We start from the raw sequence: 20,234 nt of genomic DNA, 5'->3' as shown, positions 1-20,234 counted from the left end.
TTTGAAGTAACCCTCAAACGCCGGTGCCGGTTGCAGCCGGCCGGCGGGCTGTATCGCTGCGGGCGATGGCGCAGGCCATATTGCCTTTCGCCCCTGCCCCTCGCACAATCGGGGAACGAGGCAAAAAATGACCGAGCCAGAGACCAGAACCGCGCAATGTTCCTGCGGCCAATTGCATGTCGAATGCAGCGGTGCGCCCGAGAAGATATCGGTCTGTCATTGCCTTGAATGCCAGCGCCGGACCGGCAGCGCCTTTGGCATAGCGGTCTTTTTCCGCAAGGAAGCCGTGGTGATTACGGGCTCATCGCACATCTACCAGCGCATCGGCGATAGCGGGCTCCCGCTGCGGCATCATTTCTGCCCGAACTGCGGCAGCACGATATTCTGGTATCCCGAACGCAAACCCGCCCACATCGCCCTGGCCCTCGGCGCCTTCGCCGACCCCCACTTCCCCGCCCCCCAGCAGGCCGTTTACGAACGCAGTCAACATAGCTGGGTCACGCTCAACCTGCCGCCGGACGGACAATAAGTCCCTCAGCAAGCGGACGGGAGGCGCCGCGACCTGGGCCGCGAGCGCCTCTCCAATGTCAATCACGCTGCCTTTGCCCGCCGCCCCTTGCCGATATCGGGCAGGAAAATGGTCAGCAGACCCAATAGCGGCAGATAGGAACAGACCTGGAAGACGAACTCGACGCTGGTCTGGTCTGCCACAATTCCCAGCACGGCCGCGCCAATGCCCCCGATGCCGAAGGCGAAGCCAAAGAACAGCCCGGCAATCATTCCGACCCGGCCCGGCACCAATTCCTGCGCAAAAACCACAATGGCCGAGAAGGCTGACGCCAGGATCACGCCGATGATGAAGGTCAGAATGACCGTCCAGGTGTAGTCGGCATAGGGCAGTGTCAGCGTGAAGGGCAGCGCCCCCAGGATCGACAGCCAGATCACGAATTTGGTGCCGAACCAATCCACCACCGGCCCGCCGGCCACTGTGCCGATCGCCACCGCGCCCAGGAAGACGAACAGCAAAATCTGCGCGTCCTGCACCGAAACGGCAAAGCGATCCATCATGTAGAAGGTATAAAAGCTCGAAAGACTGCTCATATAGAGGTATTTGGAGAACACCAGCAGCGCCAGCACGGCAATGGCCGTGATGACCGTCTTGCGCGGCAGGCTCACAGCCGGCGTTGCGCTCGTGCGCGTCCGGTTGGCAGCGCGATGGCGACTATACCAATTGCCCACCTGAAACAGAATGCCCATGCCCAGCAGCGCCGCCAGCGAAAACCAGGCAACGCTGCCCTGCCCGCGCGGCAGGACGATGAAGGCGGCCAGCAAGGGGCCCACGGCCGAGCCGAAATTGCCGCCCACCTGAAACAGTGATTGCGCCAGCCCATGCCGCCCGCCCGAAGCCAGCCGCGCCACGCGCGAGGCTTCGGGGTGAAACACCGCCGAGCCCAGCCCCATCACTGCCCCGCCCACCAGCAGCATCCAATAGGAATGCGCAAAAGCAAGAGTGGCGAGACCGATCAGGGTAAAGCCCATTCCCACGCTCAGCGAATAGGGCAGCGGGCGCTTGTCGGTATAGATCCCGATCAGGGGCTGCAGCAGCGAGGCCGTCACCTGAAACACCAGGCCGAGAAAGCCGATCTGGGTGAAATCGAGCGCGTAGTCCTCCTTGATCATCGGATAGAGCGCCGGAATAAGCGACTGCATCGTGTCGTTGAGCAGATGGCAGAAACTCACCGCCATGATCACGGCAAAGGCCGTCTGTTCTCCCGCGTCCCTGTCTGCGGCCACTGCACTATTCGTCACGATATCGCTCCATATTGAAGCCTTTTCGATAGACCAATTGCCCCTGTCCCGCATTCGTGTTCTGGTCCACTTGTTTCGCGAGTGGGCCAAGACCATGATCAACCATACAATCCTGCATGCCCAGCGGCTGGAACAGATCGAAGCCGCCTCCGGCCCGGTCTATGCCCTGCCTTCGCACTACCCTGCGGGCCATTCCATCGCCCCGCATCACCATAGCCGGGCGCAATTGCTCTATCCGCGCAAGGGCGTTGTCATGGTGACGTCGAGCCAGGGCCGCTGGATGGTTCCGCCCGAACATGCCTTGTGGATTCCACCGGAGATCGCGCATGCCGTCGATATGCTGGGCCATGTCCACATGCTTTCGATCTATGTCGCGCCTAGCGCCCTGCCCGACATGTCCGGCAATGTGCGCGTCGTAGGGCTGACCGATCTGGCCCGCGCCCTCATTGTCGAAGCGGTCGCCCTGCCAGCAGACCGTGCGACACGCTCCAGCCTGGTCATGGCGCTGCTGCTCGAGGAAATCGCCAAGCTGCCCGAAGTCCCGCTCGGCCTGCCCTTTCCGTCCGAACCGCGCCTTTTTGCGCTCTGCCGCAGCTTTGTCGAAAACCCATCCCCCCATCTGGTGATCGATGATTGGGCACAGACCCTCGCCATGAGCCGCCGCGCCTTCACCCGCGCCTTTCGCCGCGAGACCGGCCTGAGCCTGTCGCTCTGGCGGCAGCAGGCATGTCTGCTCACCGCCCTTCCCCGCCTCGCCAATGGCGAGCCGGTCACCAGCGTCGCCCTCGACCTGGGCTATGACAGCGTCGCCGCCTTCACCACCATGTTCAAACGCATGCTCGGCGCCCCGCCAAGGCAATATTTTCAGGGCAACCGCAGCCCGCCATAGTGAACGGGACGATGAGCAGATCCCCATTGAAAGCGGATCCCGCGACGAAGAGCTATCAGCTCCAGAACAGCGGCAAATTTCTCCATGTCTTCGGCATTCAGATTTGGCACACGCAAATGGCGCATCCTGCCATCATGAAAATCGAGTTCCAGCTGAAAATTATTGGGAGCGACAGCCCAAGGCTCAGCACGCAGTGTTATCAGTCCAATCTCGGACCAATTATAGGTGACGGCCCGTTCCGCCAGTATGTTGCTCCATATGGGCGGCCAATCCACGTGTCCCATCACACTCGTGATATTGCCCACTACATAATTGCCCGCACCCAATTGACCTGTTCGAAGTTGAAAGAGCAGAGGCACAAAAAAGAGCGATGCGATCACCGTGCCACCGATGACACCGGCGCTCACCCACAAATCGAGGCCTTTCTGCCAGGCGCCCAAAGCAATCAGTGGTATCAATGCAATCGAGATCAAAACGACTTGCAATGGCTGGGGATAGAACTTGCGGGTAACAAGCACGAACTCGCACTCATCGAGTGAGAAATAGTGTTGGTCGAACGGCAATTTCATTGCGCTTTGCCCCATCAACGCGTCCGCCTGAAGCGCCGTTTGCGGGGCGCTGCCTACAAGAAGACAGAACGTATAGACAAAGGCACTCCGCCAAACCAGCGCGAGTGACCAGACCGACTAATGGGGATTGAGATTAATTCCCAGTGAAATCAACCTATATTCTAACAGACTGATTTCACTGGGAGAATTTGGTAGCGAAGCCCAGATTTGAACTGGGGACACACGGATTATGATTCCGCTGCTCTAACCAACTGAGCTACTCCGCCACAAGGGCCGGCCGGTCAAACGTCCGGACGGCTATGCTTGTAAGCTTGTGGACGTATTAGATTTGCCTTTTGGCCCTGTCAAGCGCCCTCCTGCGCCACCCCCATGACAAATGCCCGATCATGCCAATGCAACGACAACGATCGCCAATCGTTCGGATATCGGCAACAGCCTGTTGGAATTAGCCCGCTGCACAAGCCGAACGCGCTGTCCTACATCTTGGGCAATGTTAGCGCGGTTCGCCGCCGGAAGGAGACACAAGCCATGACTTTGCAGCTCGGAGGCATCCACCACCTCACCGCCGTTACTGCCCAGGCCAGCAAGAACCTGGCCTTCTATACCCAGACTTTGGGTATGCGGCTGATCAAGAAGACCGTCAACCAGGACCAGACCACCGCCTATCACCTGTTCTATGGCGATGGCGTTGCCTCGCCAGGCGCGGACCTGACCTTTTTCGACTTCGAAACCGGCCCCGAAAAGCGCGGCAACCACACGGTCAGCCGCACCGGGCTGCGCGTCGACAGCGAAGACACACTCAACTGGTGGAAGGACCATTTGCAGAACCACAATGTGGGGACCTCCGCCATCAAGGAGCGCAATGGCCATGTCTCGCTCGATTTCGAGGATTTCGAAGGCCAGCGCTTCCGCATGGTGATCGATGCAGCCAACAAGGTCGTGCCCTGGCACAAGAGCCCGGTTCCCGCTGAAAAGCAGATCATCGGGCTGGGCCCAATTTCGCTGGCGGTACCGCGGCTCGACCGCACCGAGGCCGTGCTGACCCAGGTGATGAACATGCGCAAGGTCCGCACCTATCCCGCCACCAGCACGACCGGGGAAACCCATGTGTTTGAAATGGGCGAGGGGGGCCCGTCGGCCGAGCTGCATGTCGTTGTCGATCCGACCCTGGCTCCGGCCCGGCCCGGCGCCGGCGGTGTGCACCACGTGGCGTTCCGCACGCCCGATCAGGATAGCCTGCGCCAGTGGATTGCCCGGGTGACCCAGGCCGGCATTCGCTCCAGCGGCGAGGTCGAGCGCTATTACTTCACCTCGCTCTATTTCCGCGAGCCCAACGGCATCCTGTTCGAGATCGCCACCGATGTCCCCGGCTTTGCCGCCGACGAGCCGATGGAAAGCCTGGGCGAAACGCTCGCCCTGCCGCCCTTCCTCGAACCCCGTCGCGCCAGCATCGAGGCCAACCTCAAGCCGCTGGTCTAGCCAAACCGCCCCGTGCCCAAAAAGGCGCGGGGCTTTCCCTTTATCCGCGCGGGCCGGGCGGATCGGGATCATTGCTGCCACCCAGGCCGAGCCCCATGCCCATGCCGGCGCCTCCGCCGCCACCACCACCGCCTTGACCACCGCCGCCGCCACCCTGGCCGCCGCGTTCTCCGCCTCCTTCGCCCCTGCCTTTGCCACCCGCTCCAGAGGGCCGGGTCGGCCCCTGCATCGGAATGGCGAGGTCGGGCGGAACCGGGTCGAGATCGAGTGCCGCGCGGATGAAATTGCGCAGCGACACGACCAGTTCGTGGGTATGGATGGGATGGCCGGCGATCAATTCGCGCGCCGCCCGCTCGGCCAGCCGCACCTGTTCCTCGGTCCCCAGCAGCAGAATATCGGACAGCGCCGCCTCGACGGCATCGCGAATGCGCCGGGTCCGGTCCGAGCCGGGATGGCCCGCCACCACCTCGACCGCCTCCTCGCCCTCCGATTGGGGCGCCGCATGCAGTTCGCGCAAATGCCGGGGATCGACGGTCAGCGTGCCGGTGAACGAGCCGCCCAATACTTTGTAAGCGGCCATCAGGGTGCGCAGGCGCTCATTGATCTGCCGGTTGAGCCGCTGCTGGCGCTGCTGGATCGTGGCCATGATCAAAAGGCGGATGCCAATGCCGATCAGGGTGAAGAGCGCCAGCCCGATCAGCGTGGTGAGAATGCTCTCCCAGGAGCTGAAATCGAAATTGCGCAATTTTGCCTCCGACACGTACCGGAGACATCAGATAGTCGGGCGGGCTGGTTGTCCAGCCCGCCCCAGCGCCTGGAAGCCCTCAACAGGCGCTGTCTGCTTCGCCCGCTGCAACGCAGGCATCTTCTTCCGCATCCGCCGCGGGCGCCGTATCCGGCTTGAGCAGCGCTGCGGTCTTGAGCAATTGGATGAATTCGGCGCGATAGCCGCTTTCATCGGCGCCCTTGCCCGATTGGGCCAGCGCGCGGATCGCGTCCCAGCTCATGCCCCGGACATAGTCGGAGCCCTTGAGCTTCTGCCCGAAGGCGGCCACGGCCGCGGCGAACCGCGCATCATCGCTCACCGCGCTGATATCGTCATAGACCACGCTGGGCGTGACGGCCTGCTCGATGAGCTGGCTGACATCGCTGTCGGGCATTTTGAAGCGCATCTTGAGGAAGGCGATTTCCTCGTTCCCGCCAGCCGCCGCGGCAGCATCCCCGCCATAGCGCAACGGATCGACCAGCTCGCCGCCCGAACCGACCGGGGTGATTTCATACAGCGCGGTCACCGTATGGCCGGCGCCGATATCGCCGGCATCGACCGCGTCATTGTTGAAATCCTCGCGGTTGAGCGCCCGCGTCTCATAGCCGATCAGCCGGTATTCGCTGACCACGGCGGGATTGAACTCCACCTGGATTTTCACATCCTTGGCGATCATGTGCAGGGTCGATCCCACCTCTTCCACCAGCACCTTCTGGGCCTCGCGGAAGTTCGAGATGTAGCTGGCATTGCCATTGCCGTTCTGGGCCAGCGCCTGCATGGTGGCGTCGTCCAGATTGCCCATGCCGAAGCCGAGCACCGAGAGCGTCACGCCGCTATCGCGCTTGGCCTTGATGAAGTCCTCGAGCTTTTCGGGGTCGTCGATCCCCACATTGAAATCGCCATCAGTGGCCAGGATCACCCGGTTGGTGCCGCCCTCGACCTTGGCCTGCTCGGCCAGCTTGTAGGCGAGCTCGATGCCTTCGGCCCCCGCCGTGCTGCCGCCGGCATAAAGCTGGTCGAGCGCGGCCAGGATCTTGGCCTTGTCCGTTGCCTTGGTCGGCTCCAGCACCACCCCGGCCGAACCGGCATAGGCGACGATCGAGACCGTGTCATTGCCCGATAGCTGATCCACCAGCAGCCCGAACGCCCGCTGCAGCAGCGGCAGTTTGTCCGGCTCGTCCATCGACCCGGAGGTATCGATCAGGAACACCAGATTGCTCGGCTTGTCCTCGCCGGCCGGGGGCACATAGCCCTTGATGCCGATTTCGAGCAATTGCGTCTTGGGGTTCCAGGGCGTGGGGAACACGGCCATGGTCGGCTGGAACGGCTGGTCCGCGCTTGTCGCCGGGGCATAGTCATAAGGGAAGTAGTTGAGCAATTCCTCGACGCGCACGGCGTCGGGCTCAGGCACATAGCCGTCTTCCAGCGATCGCCGCACATAGGAATAGCTGGCCGTATCCACATCGATGGAGAAGGTCGAAACCGGCTCTTCCGCCGCCACCTTGAGGCGCTGTTCCTCAAAGCTGGTGAATTGGTCCCCGCTGGCTTCGGCCGGGGCCGCCAGCATGTAATTGTCGCTATTGCGCGCCACAGCCCCGGGCAGCACCGTGATCGGCGCGGCAGACGGCGCCATGATCGTGCTGTTGCCGAATTGCGGAGCCGCGTCCTGGCGCATGCGCAATTCATCGCCCGGCACTGCCGGCTCCGCCTGCTGCACGGCAGGAATCTCGGCGTCCTGGCTTGCGGCACCCAACGGGTCCGGACTAACCGGCATGGTGGTTTCAGGCGTGGCCGCGGGCGGCGGCGCGACCGCTTCGGCGGGCTGATTATTGGCCGCCGTCTGCGCCGGTGCGCTCACGCCGGGCGTCATCGAAGTGCTGGTGTAAAGCTGGTAACCCAGTGGCAGCACGAGCAATGCAATGGCAGCCGTGCCGATGGGAAGACGCATATCCATGATCCAGTTCCCTTTCAGGATTGAGATGATGGACGTGAGACGCTGCCCTTTTCGGTTTCCTTTGGTCGCTTCTGCAGATTTCTGTGCCGCCTGCGCCTGGGCCGCTTCAAACGCGGCCATACCGGCGCTGAGGGCGCGCTTTTTCGCGTCGGCCCGCGCATCGGGCGCCTTGGCCTGGCTCAGCACTGTCAATGGATCGTGCATGTTCTCGCTCATAGCAGCCCCCTCAGGGTCTTGCGCGCCTCATGGACATGAAAGGAGACCGTGGCCTCCTTGATGCCCATGATTTCGGCCGCCGCCGCATGGCTCAATTCCTCCGCATAAACCAGCAGCACCGCGTCGCGCTGCTTTTCGGGCAATTGCCGTACGGCCGCCCAGAGCTGGCGCGATGTCGCCGCATCTTCCTGGTCGGCCGGCTGGTCTTCCGGGCTCACCTCGGCATAGGCATCGGCATATTTGCCGCGCCGGCTGGTCGCCCGCTGCATGTCGCGCACCGCATTGAGCGTGATCCGGTAAACCCAGCTGGAAAAGGCGCTGCGGCCATCAAAGCCGGCAATCGCCCCGCCCAGCTTGACGCAGACATCCTGCGCCACATCTTCGGCATCGGTGCGGTTGCCGCACCATTTCCAGGCCGTGCGGTAGATCAGGTCGTAGTGATCCTCGATCAGCTCACCAAATGCCGCCGCATCGCCATTCTGCGCGCGGGTCACCAGCGCCCGCGTCAACGCACCGGCATGATCGATCTGTGGTGCGGCAGACAGTCCCATCACGGGGGCAAACACTCGCGCAAGCCTTAACCTTCAGCCTCTTATAGTGCTAAGACGCCGCTTCTCACCCCTTCCTTTGGTGGTTCTGAGCAGTTTTTTTGAAAGGTCTTCCGATGGACGAACCCAAACTGAGCCCTTTCGCTCTGACGCGCGCGCGCATCATGCTGCTGGCGCTTGGCGCCCTGCTGGTCGTGATCGCCATTTCGACCTCGCTGGGCGGCATCAACGCCTATCAGCAATTGCGCGAAGCCAATGCGGCCGCAACGCAAGCGGCCCCCGCCGAGGCGGGAGCCGCGCAGTCATCGACGGAAAATACGGCTCCCTAGCCGCCCACGGTCACGTTGACGGCGGTGCCGGTATAGCTGGCCTCGGCCGGCTGGCCATTGACGAGAACCTGCGTGAAGCGGCCTGTAACGGACTGTCCGGAGACAATCTGCAGCACGGCCCCTGCGGTCGCAGGCCCCTGAACGTCGAGCGTGCCACCCTCGATCACGATATTGCCTTCAACCACCAGCGCAGCGCTATCGGTCGTCGCGGCAATCACCAGGAGCGTTGCCCCTTCGAGCTGGGTATAATTGCCCTTGAGCACAACGCCATCCTGTCCGGTCGCCAGCGTGCCACCGGCCACATAGACATCGCCGCTGCCCAGCGCAGCGGAATTGTCCGCTGTGAGGCGCCCTGCTTCGATGACCGTGCCACCCGCATAGCTGTTATTGCCGGCAAGCGTCAGGCTGCCGCTGCCCTGCTTGGTGAGCATACCCTTGCCGGCGATATCGTTGCGCCAGCTATCGCTGGCATTGAACCCGCCCAGGGCCCCATCCATGGTGACGACCACATCGCCGTCGAAAGCGCCATAGCCGTCGGCGGCCTTGATATAGTCGAGGCGGCCAAAGCCCTCGGCATCGTTCATCACCGGGTAGCCGGCCGGCCAGGCCGTGGTCTTGAGCACGACGCGGCGCTGTTCGGCGCTGAGATAAGGCAGCCGGGTTTCGAGCAGCACTTCGGCGCCCTTGGGCACCACGACCGGCGCCGCGCTGTCCGACACTGGTGCAAAGCCATAGCTGGTGCGGCTTGCGACATAGGCGAGGTTAGCGGCCGGATCGGCAAAGCGGTCCTCGGCTACCGGCGCGGCATGGGCAGCGGCAAAGAGCGCGGCCGGCGTTGCCGCACCGGTCTGGCGCATCAGCCAGCCCTGCGCCTGGGCATAGGCATCCTGCTTGAGCTGGGCATTTTCCGGCCGGTTGAAATTGTAGACCACAACGGCCGTGCCCAGCATGCGGCCGCCAATGACATCGAGCGGGGAATGCATGCCGGCCAGAATGCGGCTATCGCCCATTTCCACCGAGCGCGTCAGGATTTCCTGGTAACGTTCGGGAACGAGATAGGCCAGCGCCAAGCCATCGCGCCAGGCTTCGGCCGTATGCCCGCTCGGAAAGCCGCCATCGGTGCCGGGCGAACCGCTCTTGGCCGGCTCCAGCGTTGGCAGGACTGATACGTCCATGGCCCAGCGCCAGGGCCGGGCATATTTGAAATAGCGCTTGGCCGGTTCGGTCGAGCCATCGGCGCTGGCCGCCACGATCAGATCGACCGCAAGACCGAGATCGCCATTGGCCTCTTCGCCATCCACCAGGCTGCCGACACCGCGATTATTGCCGTTATCGTCATATTTTACGGCATCGGCATCAGCCGGCACATAGCTGATGGTGCTCGATTGCCATGCGCCCGCGCGCCAGGCATCCGATAGCGGGCCAAGGCCATCCATCATGCTCACATTCTTGCCGCGGCGGTCATCGAGATAGGCCTGCACCGCCTCGCTTTGGGTCCGCAACCGGGTGATCTCGATCACGTAGTCGATATTGGCCTTATGGGTCGTGGCATCCACGACCGCACCATCGGTATCGCTGCCGGGAACGCCATCCCAGTCCGCTTTGGCCACCGCCGCGCAATCGCCTTCGGCCGCAGCTTCCACATCGGCATCGACAAAGGGCGTGCTGGGTGTCCACACATCGAGGAACCCGGCGAGCAGGCGCACACCGGCATTACCATCGACGTCGGACATGCAGGCCTGACCGCGCTGATTGGTGGCGCCGAAATCGACATAGGCGGGCACATCGGCGGCAATGGGCGCCTCGTCCGCAAAACCCAGGCCAGTGGGTCGCGCAGGCAAGTCATAGGCAAAGGCGCCGCTCGTCAGCAGCAAACCAAGCGCTGTCGACAGACCCAGGTTTCGCAAAAGCATGAGAGTCTCCGGTATGAGATGAACCGGAGCGGGTGCTAGCTGGCTTACATGTCAATCATGTATCGGATCGGCAGGTTTCACCGCTATTTGCGGGTCGGGCCCCCTCGCCGGAGCGGCGCCAATTTCAGAAATTGGCGACGTCCCCACACCGCTGCCGCGCCCATTCGAGCATCGGACGATCACCCGCCAGCGCGCTTTGATAGATCAAATCCAACCCGATGCGGAGTTGATAGCACCGCAGCACATCGCTACGGGCGAGCCAGGCCGGGCGATTGACCTCGAAGAAAACGGACTGTTGTTCCATGCAATCAAGCCAGGTCCGCCAGAACAGGATATTGGCCACGTCATAAAGCCCATCCCCCACCATGGCTTCGGACCAATCGATCAGGCCGCTGATCCTTCCATCCGCGAACAGCACATTGTTTGAGCCGAAATCGCCATGCATCAGATGGCGCGCCTCAGGGCAGGCCTTGGACAAGGCCGCCACCTGTTCCAGCCACGGCGCAACACCCTCAACTCCGACACGGGACCAATCATAATGGGCGGGGTCGCCGATAGCAGCCACAAAGGCGGGCCATCGGGCAAAGGGCGCCTTGCCCTGCGCGTCGAATGGCCCAAAGCCCTCGATTGCTCCCACATCGACTGCCGCCATGCTCTCCAGCAGCGCGGCAACTGGCTGCAATGCCGGCGCCAGACCATCGGCCGGCAGCGCCTGCAGCGTCACACCCCGGGCAAGCCGCGAGATACAAAAACCCAGCCCATCCTCCAGCTGCCCCACCAGCATGATTTCGGGGATCGGCAGCTCCGTGCCGAACAGCCGCTGCACCAAGCCATCCTTGGCAAAGCCGCCAAGGTCCCGATTGATGCGCAGCACGAAATCCTGCCCGCCGCGTTCAAAACGAAACGCCCGGGATTCCTCGCCTTCCACCAATGGCGAGAATGCTGAGATGCCCGGCCACCGCGCCGCAAGCGCCAGCCGGGCGTGCTCCGTCGAAATGAGCGGCTTGCCCATTTCTGTTACGCCGCGAACACCGCCGGAACGGCCTCGGCGATAAAGCCTCCGCCCCAGACTTCGGACGTCGCCGTATCGTCGGCATAAAACACGCAGGCCTGGCCTGGGGAGATGCCATATTCCCCGCTGACCAGCGTGACATAGACATCGGAGCCGCGCATCTGCACCACGGCCGGCTGCGGCCCACGGGTCGAACGCACCTTGACCTCGACCGGCGCACCATTGCCGGCGCTCAGCTCGGCCAGCGGCCGGCCACCCAGCCAATTGACGTCGCGCAGCCGCACGGTATGCGTCTTGAGCGCCTCGCGCGGCCCCACGATCACCCGCCCGGTCTTGTGCTCGAGCTTGATGACATAGAGCGGCTCGGCCGCCGCCACGCCCAGGCCCTTGCGCTGCCCGACCGTGTAATTGACGATACCTTCATGCGTGCCCAACACCCGGCCGTCGAGATGGACGATCTCGCCCTGTGCCACCGCCTCGGGATGCATCTTGCGGATGATGTCGGCATATTTGCCCTGCGGCACGAAGCAGATGTCCTGGCTGTCATGCTTGTCGGCAATTTCCAGCCCCATCTCCCGCGCCAGTTCGCGCACCTCGGCCTTGCCCATGCCGCCCAGCGGAAAGCGCAGGTAATCGAGCTGTTCCTGGGTGGTGGCGAACAGGAAATAGGTCTGGTCGCGCTCTGCGTCGACCGGGCGGAACAACTGCCGCCGCCCATCCGCACCAAGCTTGCTCTGCACATAATGCCCGGTCGCCAACGCATCGGCGCCCAGATCCTGCGCCACCGTCATCAGGTCGACGAACTTGACCGACTGGTTGCAGGCAATGCAGGGCACTGGCGTTTCGCCCTGCTGATAGGCATTGGCGAAAGGCGCGATAACGCTCTTTTTGAAGCGCTCTTCATAATCGAGCACATAATGGGGAATGCCCAGCGTGGCGGCTACGCGCCGCGCATCGTGGATATCCTGCCCGGCGCAGCACGCCCCCTTGCGGTGGGTGGCTTCGCCATGATCGTAAAGCTGGAGTGTGACGCCGACGACGTCATAGCCCTGCCGGGCCAACAGGCCCGCCACGACCGAAGAATCCACGCCCCCCGACATCGCAACGACAACGCGCGTGTCTTCAGGACGCTTGGCAATATCAAGCGAGTTCAACATCATTCCTCTATCCGGTTGGGTTCAAGGGCCAGCGGACGAATTTAAGGCCCGCTCCATACTCCCTTCCGCCCGCCCGTGCAATCGGCCGGCGGAGAGAACCCGGCAACAATTGCCGCCGCCCCTCCCTTTCTGCCGGATCGGGCCACCACCAGTCATCCGCCGGAAAATTCAAACCATTGAATTAAAACAACAATTCAAACTGGCACCCCGCTTGCATTGCTCTTGCCGGATTAGTCTCATCTTCACGGGTCCGCGTAGCGTGGCATCAAACCTGACCGTCATCACCTCCACTGCCGCCGGCACGATCAGCAAGGGCCTCAACAACCAGGCCCCGGCCCCGCGCGACGATTTCGCCGCCCTGCTTGGCGACACCAAGCCGGCCCCCGCCAAACCAAAGCCCCCCGCACCACCTGCGAACGAGCCTGCCAAACCCGATGCCGACCAGGACAGGCCCACCGATGACACCGAGGCGGTCGCCGCTCCGGTCGAGGCAACGACGCCCATCCAGCCAGCGCCCGCATCCGAATTGAGCGACCTGCTCGATCGTCTCGCCAAGCTCAGCGCAGCACTTGAAGCCGGCAAGGCCCCCACCCAGGAAGAGTTGACCGGCCTCGCCGCCGCGCTCGACGCGCTGGCCCAGGCCCTGGGCATTTCGCTCGACGCACTGCCCAGCACGGCAGAGCTGACGGCAATGGCCAATGGCGCTCTTGCCGACCCGGCCAGCTTTGAGGATCAACTGGCCAAGGCCCTCGCTCCGCTGGCGCTGACGCTGCAGGACGACACCACCGCGCAAACCGCGGCCGATGCCGAACTCGCCCAGCAATTGGCCGAAATGGGCCGCAAGCTGGCTGCGCTCGCCAAGGGCCTCAGCACTGGCGACGACGCGACCGAGGCCCTCGCCGCCCTGGGCATGGACGCAGAGACCGGCATCGACCCCGAATTGCAGACCGCGCTCGACCGGCTCGCCGCCCGCACCGCCATCAAGGTAGACGCCACGGCCAATGCCCAACCGCTGGCCACGCCCGAGCTCAAGCTCACTGAACCCGTGCTGACCGGCAAGACCGCCGAGGTCAAGACCGAGCCCACTGCCGACCCGGCCCCCGGCGCCGAGAGCGAAATCGCCGCCAAGCCCATAACCGGCGACAAGCCGCAGACCGATACCGGCGCCAAACCCGATGACGGCAAGCCGCGCGAGCCCGAGATCAAGACCGCCGCCGCGCCTGCAGCCCCCGTGCTCGACAAGCAGCCCGAAGCCCAGGCCCCGTCCCAATCGGCCCAGCAGCAGACCGCGCGCATCGATCCCCTGCTCGCGCCGCGCATTATCCAGACCGGCTACCAGACCAGCCAGCAGCAGCTCAACCTGCCGCAACTGGCCTTCGAAGTTGCCCGCCAGGCCACCGACGGCAATACCCGCTTCCAGATCCGGCTCGATCCGGCCGAACTGGGCCGCGTCGATGTCCGCCTCGATATCGACGCCTCGGGCAAGGTCAATGCCAGGCTGACCGTGGAAAAGGCCGAAACGCTCGATCTGATGCAACGCGACCAGCGGGGCCTGGAACGGGCGCTGCAACAGGCGGGCCTCGACAGCGCCAAGACCAATCTCGAATTTTCCCTGAAGCAGAACCCCTTCAATGGCGGCCAGCAGGGCCAGGACGGCAATGGCCGCGGCTCCCGCTTTGGCGGCAGCGACGCGCCCACCGAGGCCGAGGACGTTCCGGCCCCCACCATCAACCTCTATCGCGGCAGCCTCACGGCCAGCGGCGTCAACATCATCGCGTAGGGATCAGGCCATGGCCGTCGATAGCGTTTCGAGCAACACCAATACCAGTGCCCTCAGCGGCTCGCGCACCACCATTGCCGAGAATTTCGACACCTTTCTCAATATCCTGACTACCCAGCTGAAGAACCAGAACCCGCTCGATCCGCTCGATACCAACCAGTTCACCGCCCAATTGGTGCAATTCACCGGCGTCGAGCAGCAGCTCAAGACCAATGAATTCCTCGAAAGCCTGCTGCAATCGACTCAGAGCTCGGGCAAGACCGATGCCGTTTCCTATATCGGCAAGGAAGTGACCGCCGCCGGCACCACCGCCCAGCTCAAGGATGGCGGCGCCACCTGGGCCTTCAATGCCGAAGCCCAGGTCGCCAACGCCACGGTCACCATCAAGAATGCCAATGGGCAGGTGGTCTATACCGAGACCGGGTCACTCGAAAAAGGCCCGGGCAACTTCCTGTGGACTGGCAAGGGTTCGGACGGCAATACCCAGCCGGACGGCATCTATACGATCGACATCAAGGGCACCAATCTGGCCGGCAATACGATCAAGATTTCCACCTCCACCGTGGGCGTCGTCACCGCCGTCGATTTCTCGGGCGCCCAGCCCATCCTGACCGTCGGCACCGGCAAGATCCTGCTGTCGGACGTGACCAATGTGAAGATACCAGCCGCCACCACGCCGCCGCCGGCCGATAGCGACGACGAAACCGACAGCTGATAGCAGCCAAGAGTCGAAAGCCATTGCTCGCCAAGAGTTTGCGGCGAGCGCTGCGGTATTTCCCAAAGCCTCTTCTGGTCTTTATTGCGACGATTCAATCCCTTGAAATCGCAGCGCATTCTTAACCTGTTGTAAGTTTCCCCTTAGCTGAATTTTAAGGCCGTTGCCTTAGTCTCTGCTCATATGGTCAGGTTTGAGTAGAGAGTAAAATGACCGTACAAATGCGTCCACGCGTTAAGTACGTTATCGGACCGGACGGTAGTCCGCTCACGATTGCAGACCTTCCCCCCGCCAATACGCGGAGGTGGGTCATCCGCCGTAAAGCCGAAGTCGTCGCAGCAGTGCGCGGTGGATTGCTCAGCCTTGAAGAGGCCTGCGATCGCTACACCTTGAGCGTCGATGAATTCCTCAACTGGCAGGCCGCCATCGACAAGCATGGCCTTGCCGGATTGCGCACCACCTGGATCCAGCACTACCGCGAAGGCTGATCCGGTCCCGCATCCATGAGTTTCAAAACCCGCCCGGCATGGCCGCGGCGGGTTTTGTTTTGGCACAATCTCGCCCGCCCACAGGCTCACCCCCTGTGGGGAAGGCCAGAGAGGGGCCTTCATTCCCTAAGGCGTCTCGGGGCCCATCCACCTTGCCCCCGCTTCCCTCGCCATCATCCGCTCATAATAATCCGCCACCGCCGCGAACTCCTTCTTCTCGGCCGGCAGGCTCATCCAGCGATGCACCGACAAAGCAAGCGCGATATCGGCAATGGTGAACTCATCTCCCGCAACGAAAGCCTGGCCCCGCGCCAATTGCGCCTCGAGAATGTCCATCTTGGCCGACCAGCCGGCAATCGAGGCCGCAACCTTGTCGGCATCGTCATAGCCCGGCGTCTTGCGGATCAGCGCGTTCACCGCATAGCCCCAGGGCGGATTAAGCTCGGTCGATTGCCAGACCAGCCATTGCAGCGCCCGCGCCCGCAATTCGAGCTGGCGGGGCAATAGCTTGCCCTCCCGCTCGGCCAGATAGATCAGGATGGCGTTGCTTTCCCACAACACGAACTGGTTCTCGACCAGCACCGGCACCTGGCCATTGGGGTTGAGCGCCAGGAATTCGGGCACTTTCGGATCGCGCAGCGGCAGGCCCCAATCCTCCCGCTCATAGCCCAGCCCCAATTCGTCCAGCGCCCACAGCACTTTGCGCACATTGATCGACGTGACCCGTCCCAAAACCTTCATCGCTTCACCTTTCCTTCACTCAACTGGGCACTTTCTGCCCAAATTCGCAAACTGCAACGGGGAGTTAAGACAATGTTTACCATCTGCTAGGTAATTTTTGCCCATCGGTCCCGGTGTTCGTTTGCGTCGCGTGGCCCCCTTCGAATCGAGTGCCGGCGTGGACAATCTTACCCAGCTCATTAATCGCATTGGCCTGCCCCGTCTCGCGGCTATGGCCACGGTAGCGGTGTTGATGCTCGGCTTTTTCGGTTTCCTGATCATGCGGGCCCAGGCCCCCAATCTGGCGCCGCTCTATACCGGGCTGTCGCTCGAAGATTCCTCGGCGATTGTGACCGAACTGCAGACGCAGAACGTGCCCTTCGAGCTGCGTGGGGAAGGCGACACCATCCTGGTGCCGCGCGACCAGATCACCACCCTGCGCATGAGCCTGGCAAGTTCCGGCCTGCCCCAGCGCGGCCAGGTCGGCTACGAGATATTCGACCAGCAATCGACCCTGGGCGCCACCAGCTTCGTGCAGAACATCAACAATGTTCGCGCTCTCGAAGGCGAATTGGCCCGCACCATCGCCTCGCTCACCCGCATCAAATCTGCCCGGGTGCATCTGGTGCTGCCCGAGCGCGAATTGTTCCGCCGCGAGCGCAAGGACCCCTCGGCCTCCATCGTGCTCTCGGTGCGCGGGCAGCTGTCCAATGGCGAAATCCGCGCCATCCAGCATCTTGTCGCCTCCGCCATCGAGGGGCTGACGCCCACCCGCGTCTCCATCGTCGACGACCAGGGCAATCTCCTGGCTTCCGGCACCGAGGACGACGCGGTCGGCGCCATGTCCGGCCAGGCGGCAGAGCGAACCCTGGCCTATGAGAACCGCCTGCGCACCCGCCTCGAGGACATGCTGGCCAATGTCGTGGGTGCTGGCCGGGCCCGCGTCGAAGTCTCCGCCGAGGTAGATTTCAACCGCTCCACCACCACCCAGGAAACCTTCGACCCCGATGGGCAGGTGGTTCGTTCCACCCAGCTGCGCGAAAACCAGAACCTCACCAATGGCGCCAATGGCCAGGTGACCGTCGCCAACGAATTGCCCGGCGCCAGCCAGAACAATGGTGCCGCCGGCACGACCGAGCAGGGCACATCGAGCGAAGAAGTCACCAATTACGAGATTTCCAGGACCACCCAGACCGCCGTTACCGAAGCGGGCGCCGTCAAGCGCCTCTCGGTCGCCGTCGTGGTCGATGGGATCTATTCCACCGATCCGCAGGGCGCGCCGGTCTATACCCCGCGCAGCGCCGACGAGATCGCCCAGATCCTGACGCTGGTCCGCTCCGCCGTCGGTTATTCGGAAACGCGCGGCGACAGCGTCGAAGTGGTCAACATGCAGTTTGCCGAGCGGCCCGAACTGGCAGCCCCCGGCACCGACGCGGCATCGGGCCTGCTCGATTTCACCCGCGACGACCTGATGAACGGCGCCGAAATGGCCGTCACCCTGCTCATTGCCCTGGCGCTGGTCTTCTTCGTCATGCGCCCGCTGCTCAAGAAAGTGCTGACCCCCGAAAGCCAGCCCCTGGCCCTGCCCACCGCCGCCGAAGTCAGCCACCATGGCGTGCTGGCGGCCAATGGCGAAGTGCTGGCCGACAATGCCGAAGAGCCGCGCGACAAGACGCCGGCCTGGGTCGCCAATGCCCGCACCATGGGCGAAACCCAGCTGCAGACGCTCAAGACCGTCGGCACCCTGGTTGAAGAAAATCCCAAGCAGGCCGCGCTGATCGTGCGCGACTGGCTAAGTAACGCGGCGTAGTCGACATGGCCCTGGTTTCCCAATCGCTCGATATTCCCGACGCCACCGCCCCCCGCCAGCTGGTGGTTGGCGGCGGCGCCGACAATCGCGTGCTGCGCGGCGACGAGAAAGCGGCTGCACTTCTGCTCGCTTTGGGTCCCGATTACGGCAAGCCGATTTTCGACGAGCTGGATGAGCTCGAAATCAAGGCGCTGTCGCGCGCCATGGTGCGGCTGGGCCCGATCACCCAGGAAATGCTCGACGACCTGATGATCGAATTCGTCACCACCATTTCCTCCAATGGCTCGCTCTCGGGCAATACCGATTCCACCGAGCGCCTGCTGCTGAGCTTCCTGCCCCCCGAGCGGGTGGATTCCATCATGGAAGAAATCCGCGGTCCCGCCGGCCGCAACATGTGGGAAAAGCTGAGCAACGTGCAGGAAGACGTGCTCGCCGCCTATCTCAAGAACGAATATCCCCAGACCATTGCCGTGGTGCTGTCCAAGATCGCGCCCGACCACGCCTCCAAGGTGCTCGCCATTCTCCCCGAGGAACTGGCGATGAATGTGGTACAGCGCATGCTGGGGCTTGATCCCGTGCAGAAGGAAATCCTCGAAAAGATCGAGACCACCCTGCGCACCGAATTCATGTCCACGCTCAGCCACACCAAACGCCGCGACAGCCACGAGCAGATGGCCGAAATCTTCAACAGTTTCGACCGCCAGACCGAGGCCCGCTTTATCACCTCGCTCGAAGAAAACAGCCGCGAGGATGCCGAACGCATCAAGGCGCTGATGTTCACCTTCGAAGACCTCACCCGCCTCGAGGCCTCTGCCATGCAGACCCTGCTGCAGCGCATGGACAAGCGCGAACTGGCCCTCTCGCTCAAGGGCGCCAACGAGACCATCAAGGATTTCTTCTTCGCCAACATGTCCGCCCGTTCGGCCAAGCTCCTGCGCGACGACATGGAAACAATGGGTCCGGTGCGCCTCAAGGATGTCGACGAGGCCCAGGGCCGCATGGTCTCCACCGCCAAGGATCTGGCCGCCAAGGGGGAGATCATCATCCTCAAGACCAAATCCGACGATCAGATGGTGGCGTAAGTGGCACAGGCAGCACGTTTCACCTTCGATCTGGACCTGGGCGAGCGCCCCACCATGGCCGCTCCCATCCGCCCGACCGTGCCCGAAGACCTGGTGGCCCAGCTCGTCGCCCAGGCGCGCGAAGATGGCTATGCCGAGGGCCTGGCCCAGGGCGAGCAGAACGCCACCGCCATGGCCGCGCAGACCCTTGCCGCCGCCGCCGGATCGCTCGCCACCCGCACCGCCGAAATGGCCGCGGCCCTCGATGACGCCGCAGCGCTCAACCGCCGTGAGGCAGTGGAGCTGGCCGCCAGCGTCGGCCGCAAGCTGGCGCTGCACCTGCTGGCCCGCTACCCCACCACCGAACTCGACACGCTGATCGCCGAATGCATGGCTAGCCTCAATGGCGTGCCGCACCTGGTGGTGCGCTGCCACCCCGACATTGCCGACGCCATCCGCGACATCGCCACCAGCCACATGCAGACCTCGGGCTTTTCCGGGCGTCTGGTGGTCATGGGCGATCCCGACCAGCGCCTCAGCGACGGGCGTCTCGAATGGGTCGACGGGGGCCTGGTGCGCGACATCGCCGCCATCTCGGCCGACATCGACAGGGCCATCTCGGCCTATCTCAACGCGCATGCATCCGCTGCTGCCCAGCAGGAGGAGACCGGACATTGACCCCCGATCCCAATGATATCGCCGCCCCAGAAGGCATCAGCTTCGAAGAAATGGCCCCGCCCGGCCAGCGCGGCGGCCCCGAGACCTATACCGAGCGCAGCGCCGCCGACCTCGAAGCGGTCTTCGACGTTCACGTCCGCATCTCGGTCGTGCTCGGCCGCACCAAGATGCCGGTCAGCCAATTGCTGCGCATCGATACCGGCACCGTCATCGAACTGGACCGCCAGGTCGGCGAAGCCGTCGAAATCTTCGTTAATGACCGCCTGGTCGCGCGTGGTGAAATCGTGCTGGTCGAAGGCCGGCTCGGCGTCACCATGACCGAAATCATCAAGCCCCAATAG

20 protein-coding genes and 1 tRNA gene are annotated in these 20,234 nt (G+C 63.2%); 11 read left to right on the top strand and 10 right to left on the bottom strand.

The window, feature by feature from the left end:
• Positions 1–127 precede the first annotated feature (127 nt).
• Positions 128–529 (top strand): GFA family protein, encoded by a 402-nt coding sequence (locus QQL79_RS01005; protein ID WP_284387096.1) that lies wholly within the window; start codon positions 128–130, stop codon positions 527–529.
• 62 nt (positions 530–591) lie between these two features.
• On the opposite strand, the gene QQL79_RS01000 is transcribed toward QQL79_RS01005, so the two are convergent.
• Positions 592–1,809 (bottom strand): MFS transporter, encoded by a 1,218-nt coding sequence (locus QQL79_RS01000; protein WP_284387094.1) that lies wholly within the window; start codon positions 1,807–1,809, stop codon positions 592–594.
• Positions 1,810–1,903: 94 nt separating this feature from the next.
• Between QQL79_RS01000 and QQL79_RS00995 the strand changes: the two genes are divergently transcribed.
• Complete coding sequence (locus QQL79_RS00995) at positions 1,904–2,698, top strand: AraC family transcriptional regulator (protein ID WP_284387092.1); 795 nt, start codon at positions 1,904–1,906, stop codon at positions 2,696–2,698.
• Here the strand turns inward: QQL79_RS00995 and QQL79_RS00990 are convergent.
• A complete protein-coding gene (locus QQL79_RS00990) occupies positions 2,674–3,267 on the bottom strand; it encodes a hypothetical protein (protein ID WP_284387091.1) in 594 nt (197 codons plus the stop codon). The two genes, QQL79_RS00995 and QQL79_RS00990, sit on opposite strands and share 25 nt — an antisense overlap.
• 189 nt (positions 3,268–3,456) lie before the next feature.
• Positions 3,457–3,533 (bottom strand) — tRNA-Met (locus tag QQL79_RS00985).
• A 262-nt stretch (positions 3,534–3,795) separates the two neighbouring features.
• On the opposite strand from QQL79_RS00985, the gene QQL79_RS00980 reads away from it, so the two are divergent.
• Positions 3,796–4,746: a ring-cleaving dioxygenase gene (locus QQL79_RS00980; RefSeq protein WP_284387089.1), complete on the top strand. Its 951-nt coding sequence runs from the start codon at positions 3,796–3,798 to the stop codon at positions 4,744–4,746.
• 40 nt (positions 4,747–4,786) lie between these two features.
• Here QQL79_RS00980 and QQL79_RS00975 read toward each other — a convergent pair whose 3' ends face one another.
• From QQL79_RS00975 to QQL79_RS00965, 3 genes are all read right to left on the bottom strand, one after another.
• Positions 4,787–5,491: a hypothetical protein gene (locus tag QQL79_RS00975; RefSeq protein WP_284387087.1), complete on the bottom strand. Its 705-nt coding sequence runs from the start codon at positions 5,489–5,491 to the stop codon at positions 4,787–4,789.
• Between the two features lie 79 nt (positions 5,492–5,570).
• Entirely contained in the window at positions 5,571–7,682 is a 2,112-nt protein-coding gene (locus tag QQL79_RS00970; protein WP_284387085.1) for a vWA domain-containing protein, read from the bottom strand.
• Positions 7,679–8,191 (bottom strand): RNA polymerase sigma factor, encoded by a 513-nt coding sequence (locus QQL79_RS00965; protein WP_284392783.1) that lies wholly within the window; start codon positions 8,189–8,191, stop codon positions 7,679–7,681. Before QQL79_RS00965 ends, QQL79_RS00970 begins: the two co-directional genes overlap by 4 nt.
• Positions 8,192–8,346: 155 nt before the next feature.
• Between QQL79_RS00965 and QQL79_RS00960 the strand changes: the two genes are divergently transcribed.
• Positions 8,347–8,559 carry a hypothetical protein gene (locus QQL79_RS00960; protein WP_284387083.1) on the top strand — a complete coding sequence of 71 codons (213 nt, stop codon included), beginning with the start codon at positions 8,347–8,349 and terminating at the stop codon, positions 8,557–8,559.
• Here QQL79_RS00960 and QQL79_RS00955 read toward each other — a convergent pair.
• The 3 genes from QQL79_RS00955 to mnmA all read right to left on the bottom strand — a co-directional run bounded on the left by QQL79_RS00955 (position 8,556) and on the right by mnmA (position 12,644).
• Positions 8,556–10,472 (bottom strand): acid phosphatase, encoded by a 1,917-nt coding sequence (locus tag QQL79_RS00955; RefSeq protein WP_284387082.1) that lies wholly within the window; start codon positions 10,470–10,472, stop codon positions 8,556–8,558. The genes QQL79_RS00960 and QQL79_RS00955 overlap by 4 nt on opposite strands.
• 124 nt (positions 10,473–10,596) lie before the next feature.
• Positions 10,597–11,484 (bottom strand): phosphotransferase family protein, encoded by an 888-nt coding sequence (locus QQL79_RS00950; RefSeq protein ID WP_284387080.1) that lies wholly within the window; start codon positions 11,482–11,484, stop codon positions 10,597–10,599.
• 5 nt (positions 11,485–11,489) lie between these two features.
• A complete protein-coding gene (mnmA, locus tag QQL79_RS00945) occupies positions 11,490–12,644 on the bottom strand; it encodes a tRNA 2-thiouridine(34) synthase MnmA (protein ID WP_284387077.1) in 1,155 nt (384 codons plus the stop codon).
• A gap of 256 nt (positions 12,645–12,900) precedes the next feature.
• On the opposite strand from mnmA, the gene QQL79_RS00940 reads away from it, so the two are divergent.
• The 3 genes from QQL79_RS00940 to sciP all read left to right on the top strand — a co-directional run bounded on the left by QQL79_RS00940 (position 12,901) and on the right by sciP (position 15,624).
• Entirely contained in the window at positions 12,901–14,421 is a 1,521-nt protein-coding gene (locus tag QQL79_RS00940) for a flagellar hook-length control protein FliK (RefSeq protein WP_284387075.1), read from the top strand.
• Positions 14,422–14,431: 10 nt separating this feature from the next.
• On the top strand, positions 14,432–15,136 hold the full coding sequence (locus QQL79_RS00935) for a flagellar hook assembly protein FlgD (RefSeq protein WP_284387073.1): 705 nt from the start codon (positions 14,432–14,434) through the stop codon (positions 15,134–15,136).
• Positions 15,137–15,345: 209 nt separating this feature from the next.
• Entirely contained in the window at positions 15,346–15,624 is a 279-nt protein-coding gene (gene sciP / locus QQL79_RS00930; protein WP_035102845.1) for a CtrA inhibitor SciP, read from the top strand.
• Positions 15,625–15,750: 126 nt separating this feature from the next.
• On the opposite strand, the gene QQL79_RS00925 is transcribed toward sciP, so the two are convergent.
• Positions 15,751–16,365: a glutathione S-transferase family protein gene (locus QQL79_RS00925; protein ID WP_284387040.1), complete on the bottom strand. Its 615-nt coding sequence runs from the start codon at positions 16,363–16,365 to the stop codon at positions 15,751–15,753.
• Positions 16,366–16,522: 157 nt separating this feature from the next.
• Between QQL79_RS00925 and fliF the strand changes: the two genes are divergently transcribed.
• Genes fliF through fliN form a run of 4 tightly spaced genes read left to right on the top strand, consistent with a single transcriptional unit; the run spans position 16,523 to position 20,234 of the window.
• Positions 16,523–18,154 (top strand): flagellar basal-body MS-ring/collar protein FliF, encoded by a 1,632-nt coding sequence (gene fliF / locus QQL79_RS00920; protein WP_284387038.1) that lies wholly within the window; start codon positions 16,523–16,525, stop codon positions 18,152–18,154.
• A 5-nt stretch (positions 18,155–18,159) separates the two neighbouring features.
• Positions 18,160–19,236: a flagellar motor switch protein FliG gene (gene fliG, locus QQL79_RS00915; RefSeq protein WP_284387037.1), complete on the top strand. Its 1,077-nt coding sequence runs from the start codon at positions 18,160–18,162 to the stop codon at positions 19,234–19,236.
• On the top strand, positions 19,237–19,893 hold the full coding sequence (locus tag QQL79_RS00910; RefSeq protein ID WP_284387035.1) for a FliH/SctL family protein: 657 nt from the start codon (positions 19,237–19,239) through the stop codon (positions 19,891–19,893).
• A 50-nt stretch (positions 19,894–19,943) separates the two neighbouring features.
• Entirely contained in the window at positions 19,944–20,234 is a 291-nt protein-coding gene (fliN, locus tag QQL79_RS00905) for a flagellar motor switch protein FliN (RefSeq protein WP_284392782.1), read from the top strand.

The organism is Devosia yakushimensis (genome assembly GCF_030159855.1).
Classification (GTDB): Bacteria; Pseudomonadota; Alphaproteobacteria; order Rhizobiales; family Devosiaceae; genus Devosia; species Devosia yakushimensis.
The sequence above is the reverse complement of the archived record's forward strand: the minus strand, read 5'-3'. Positions and strand labels throughout refer to the sequence as shown.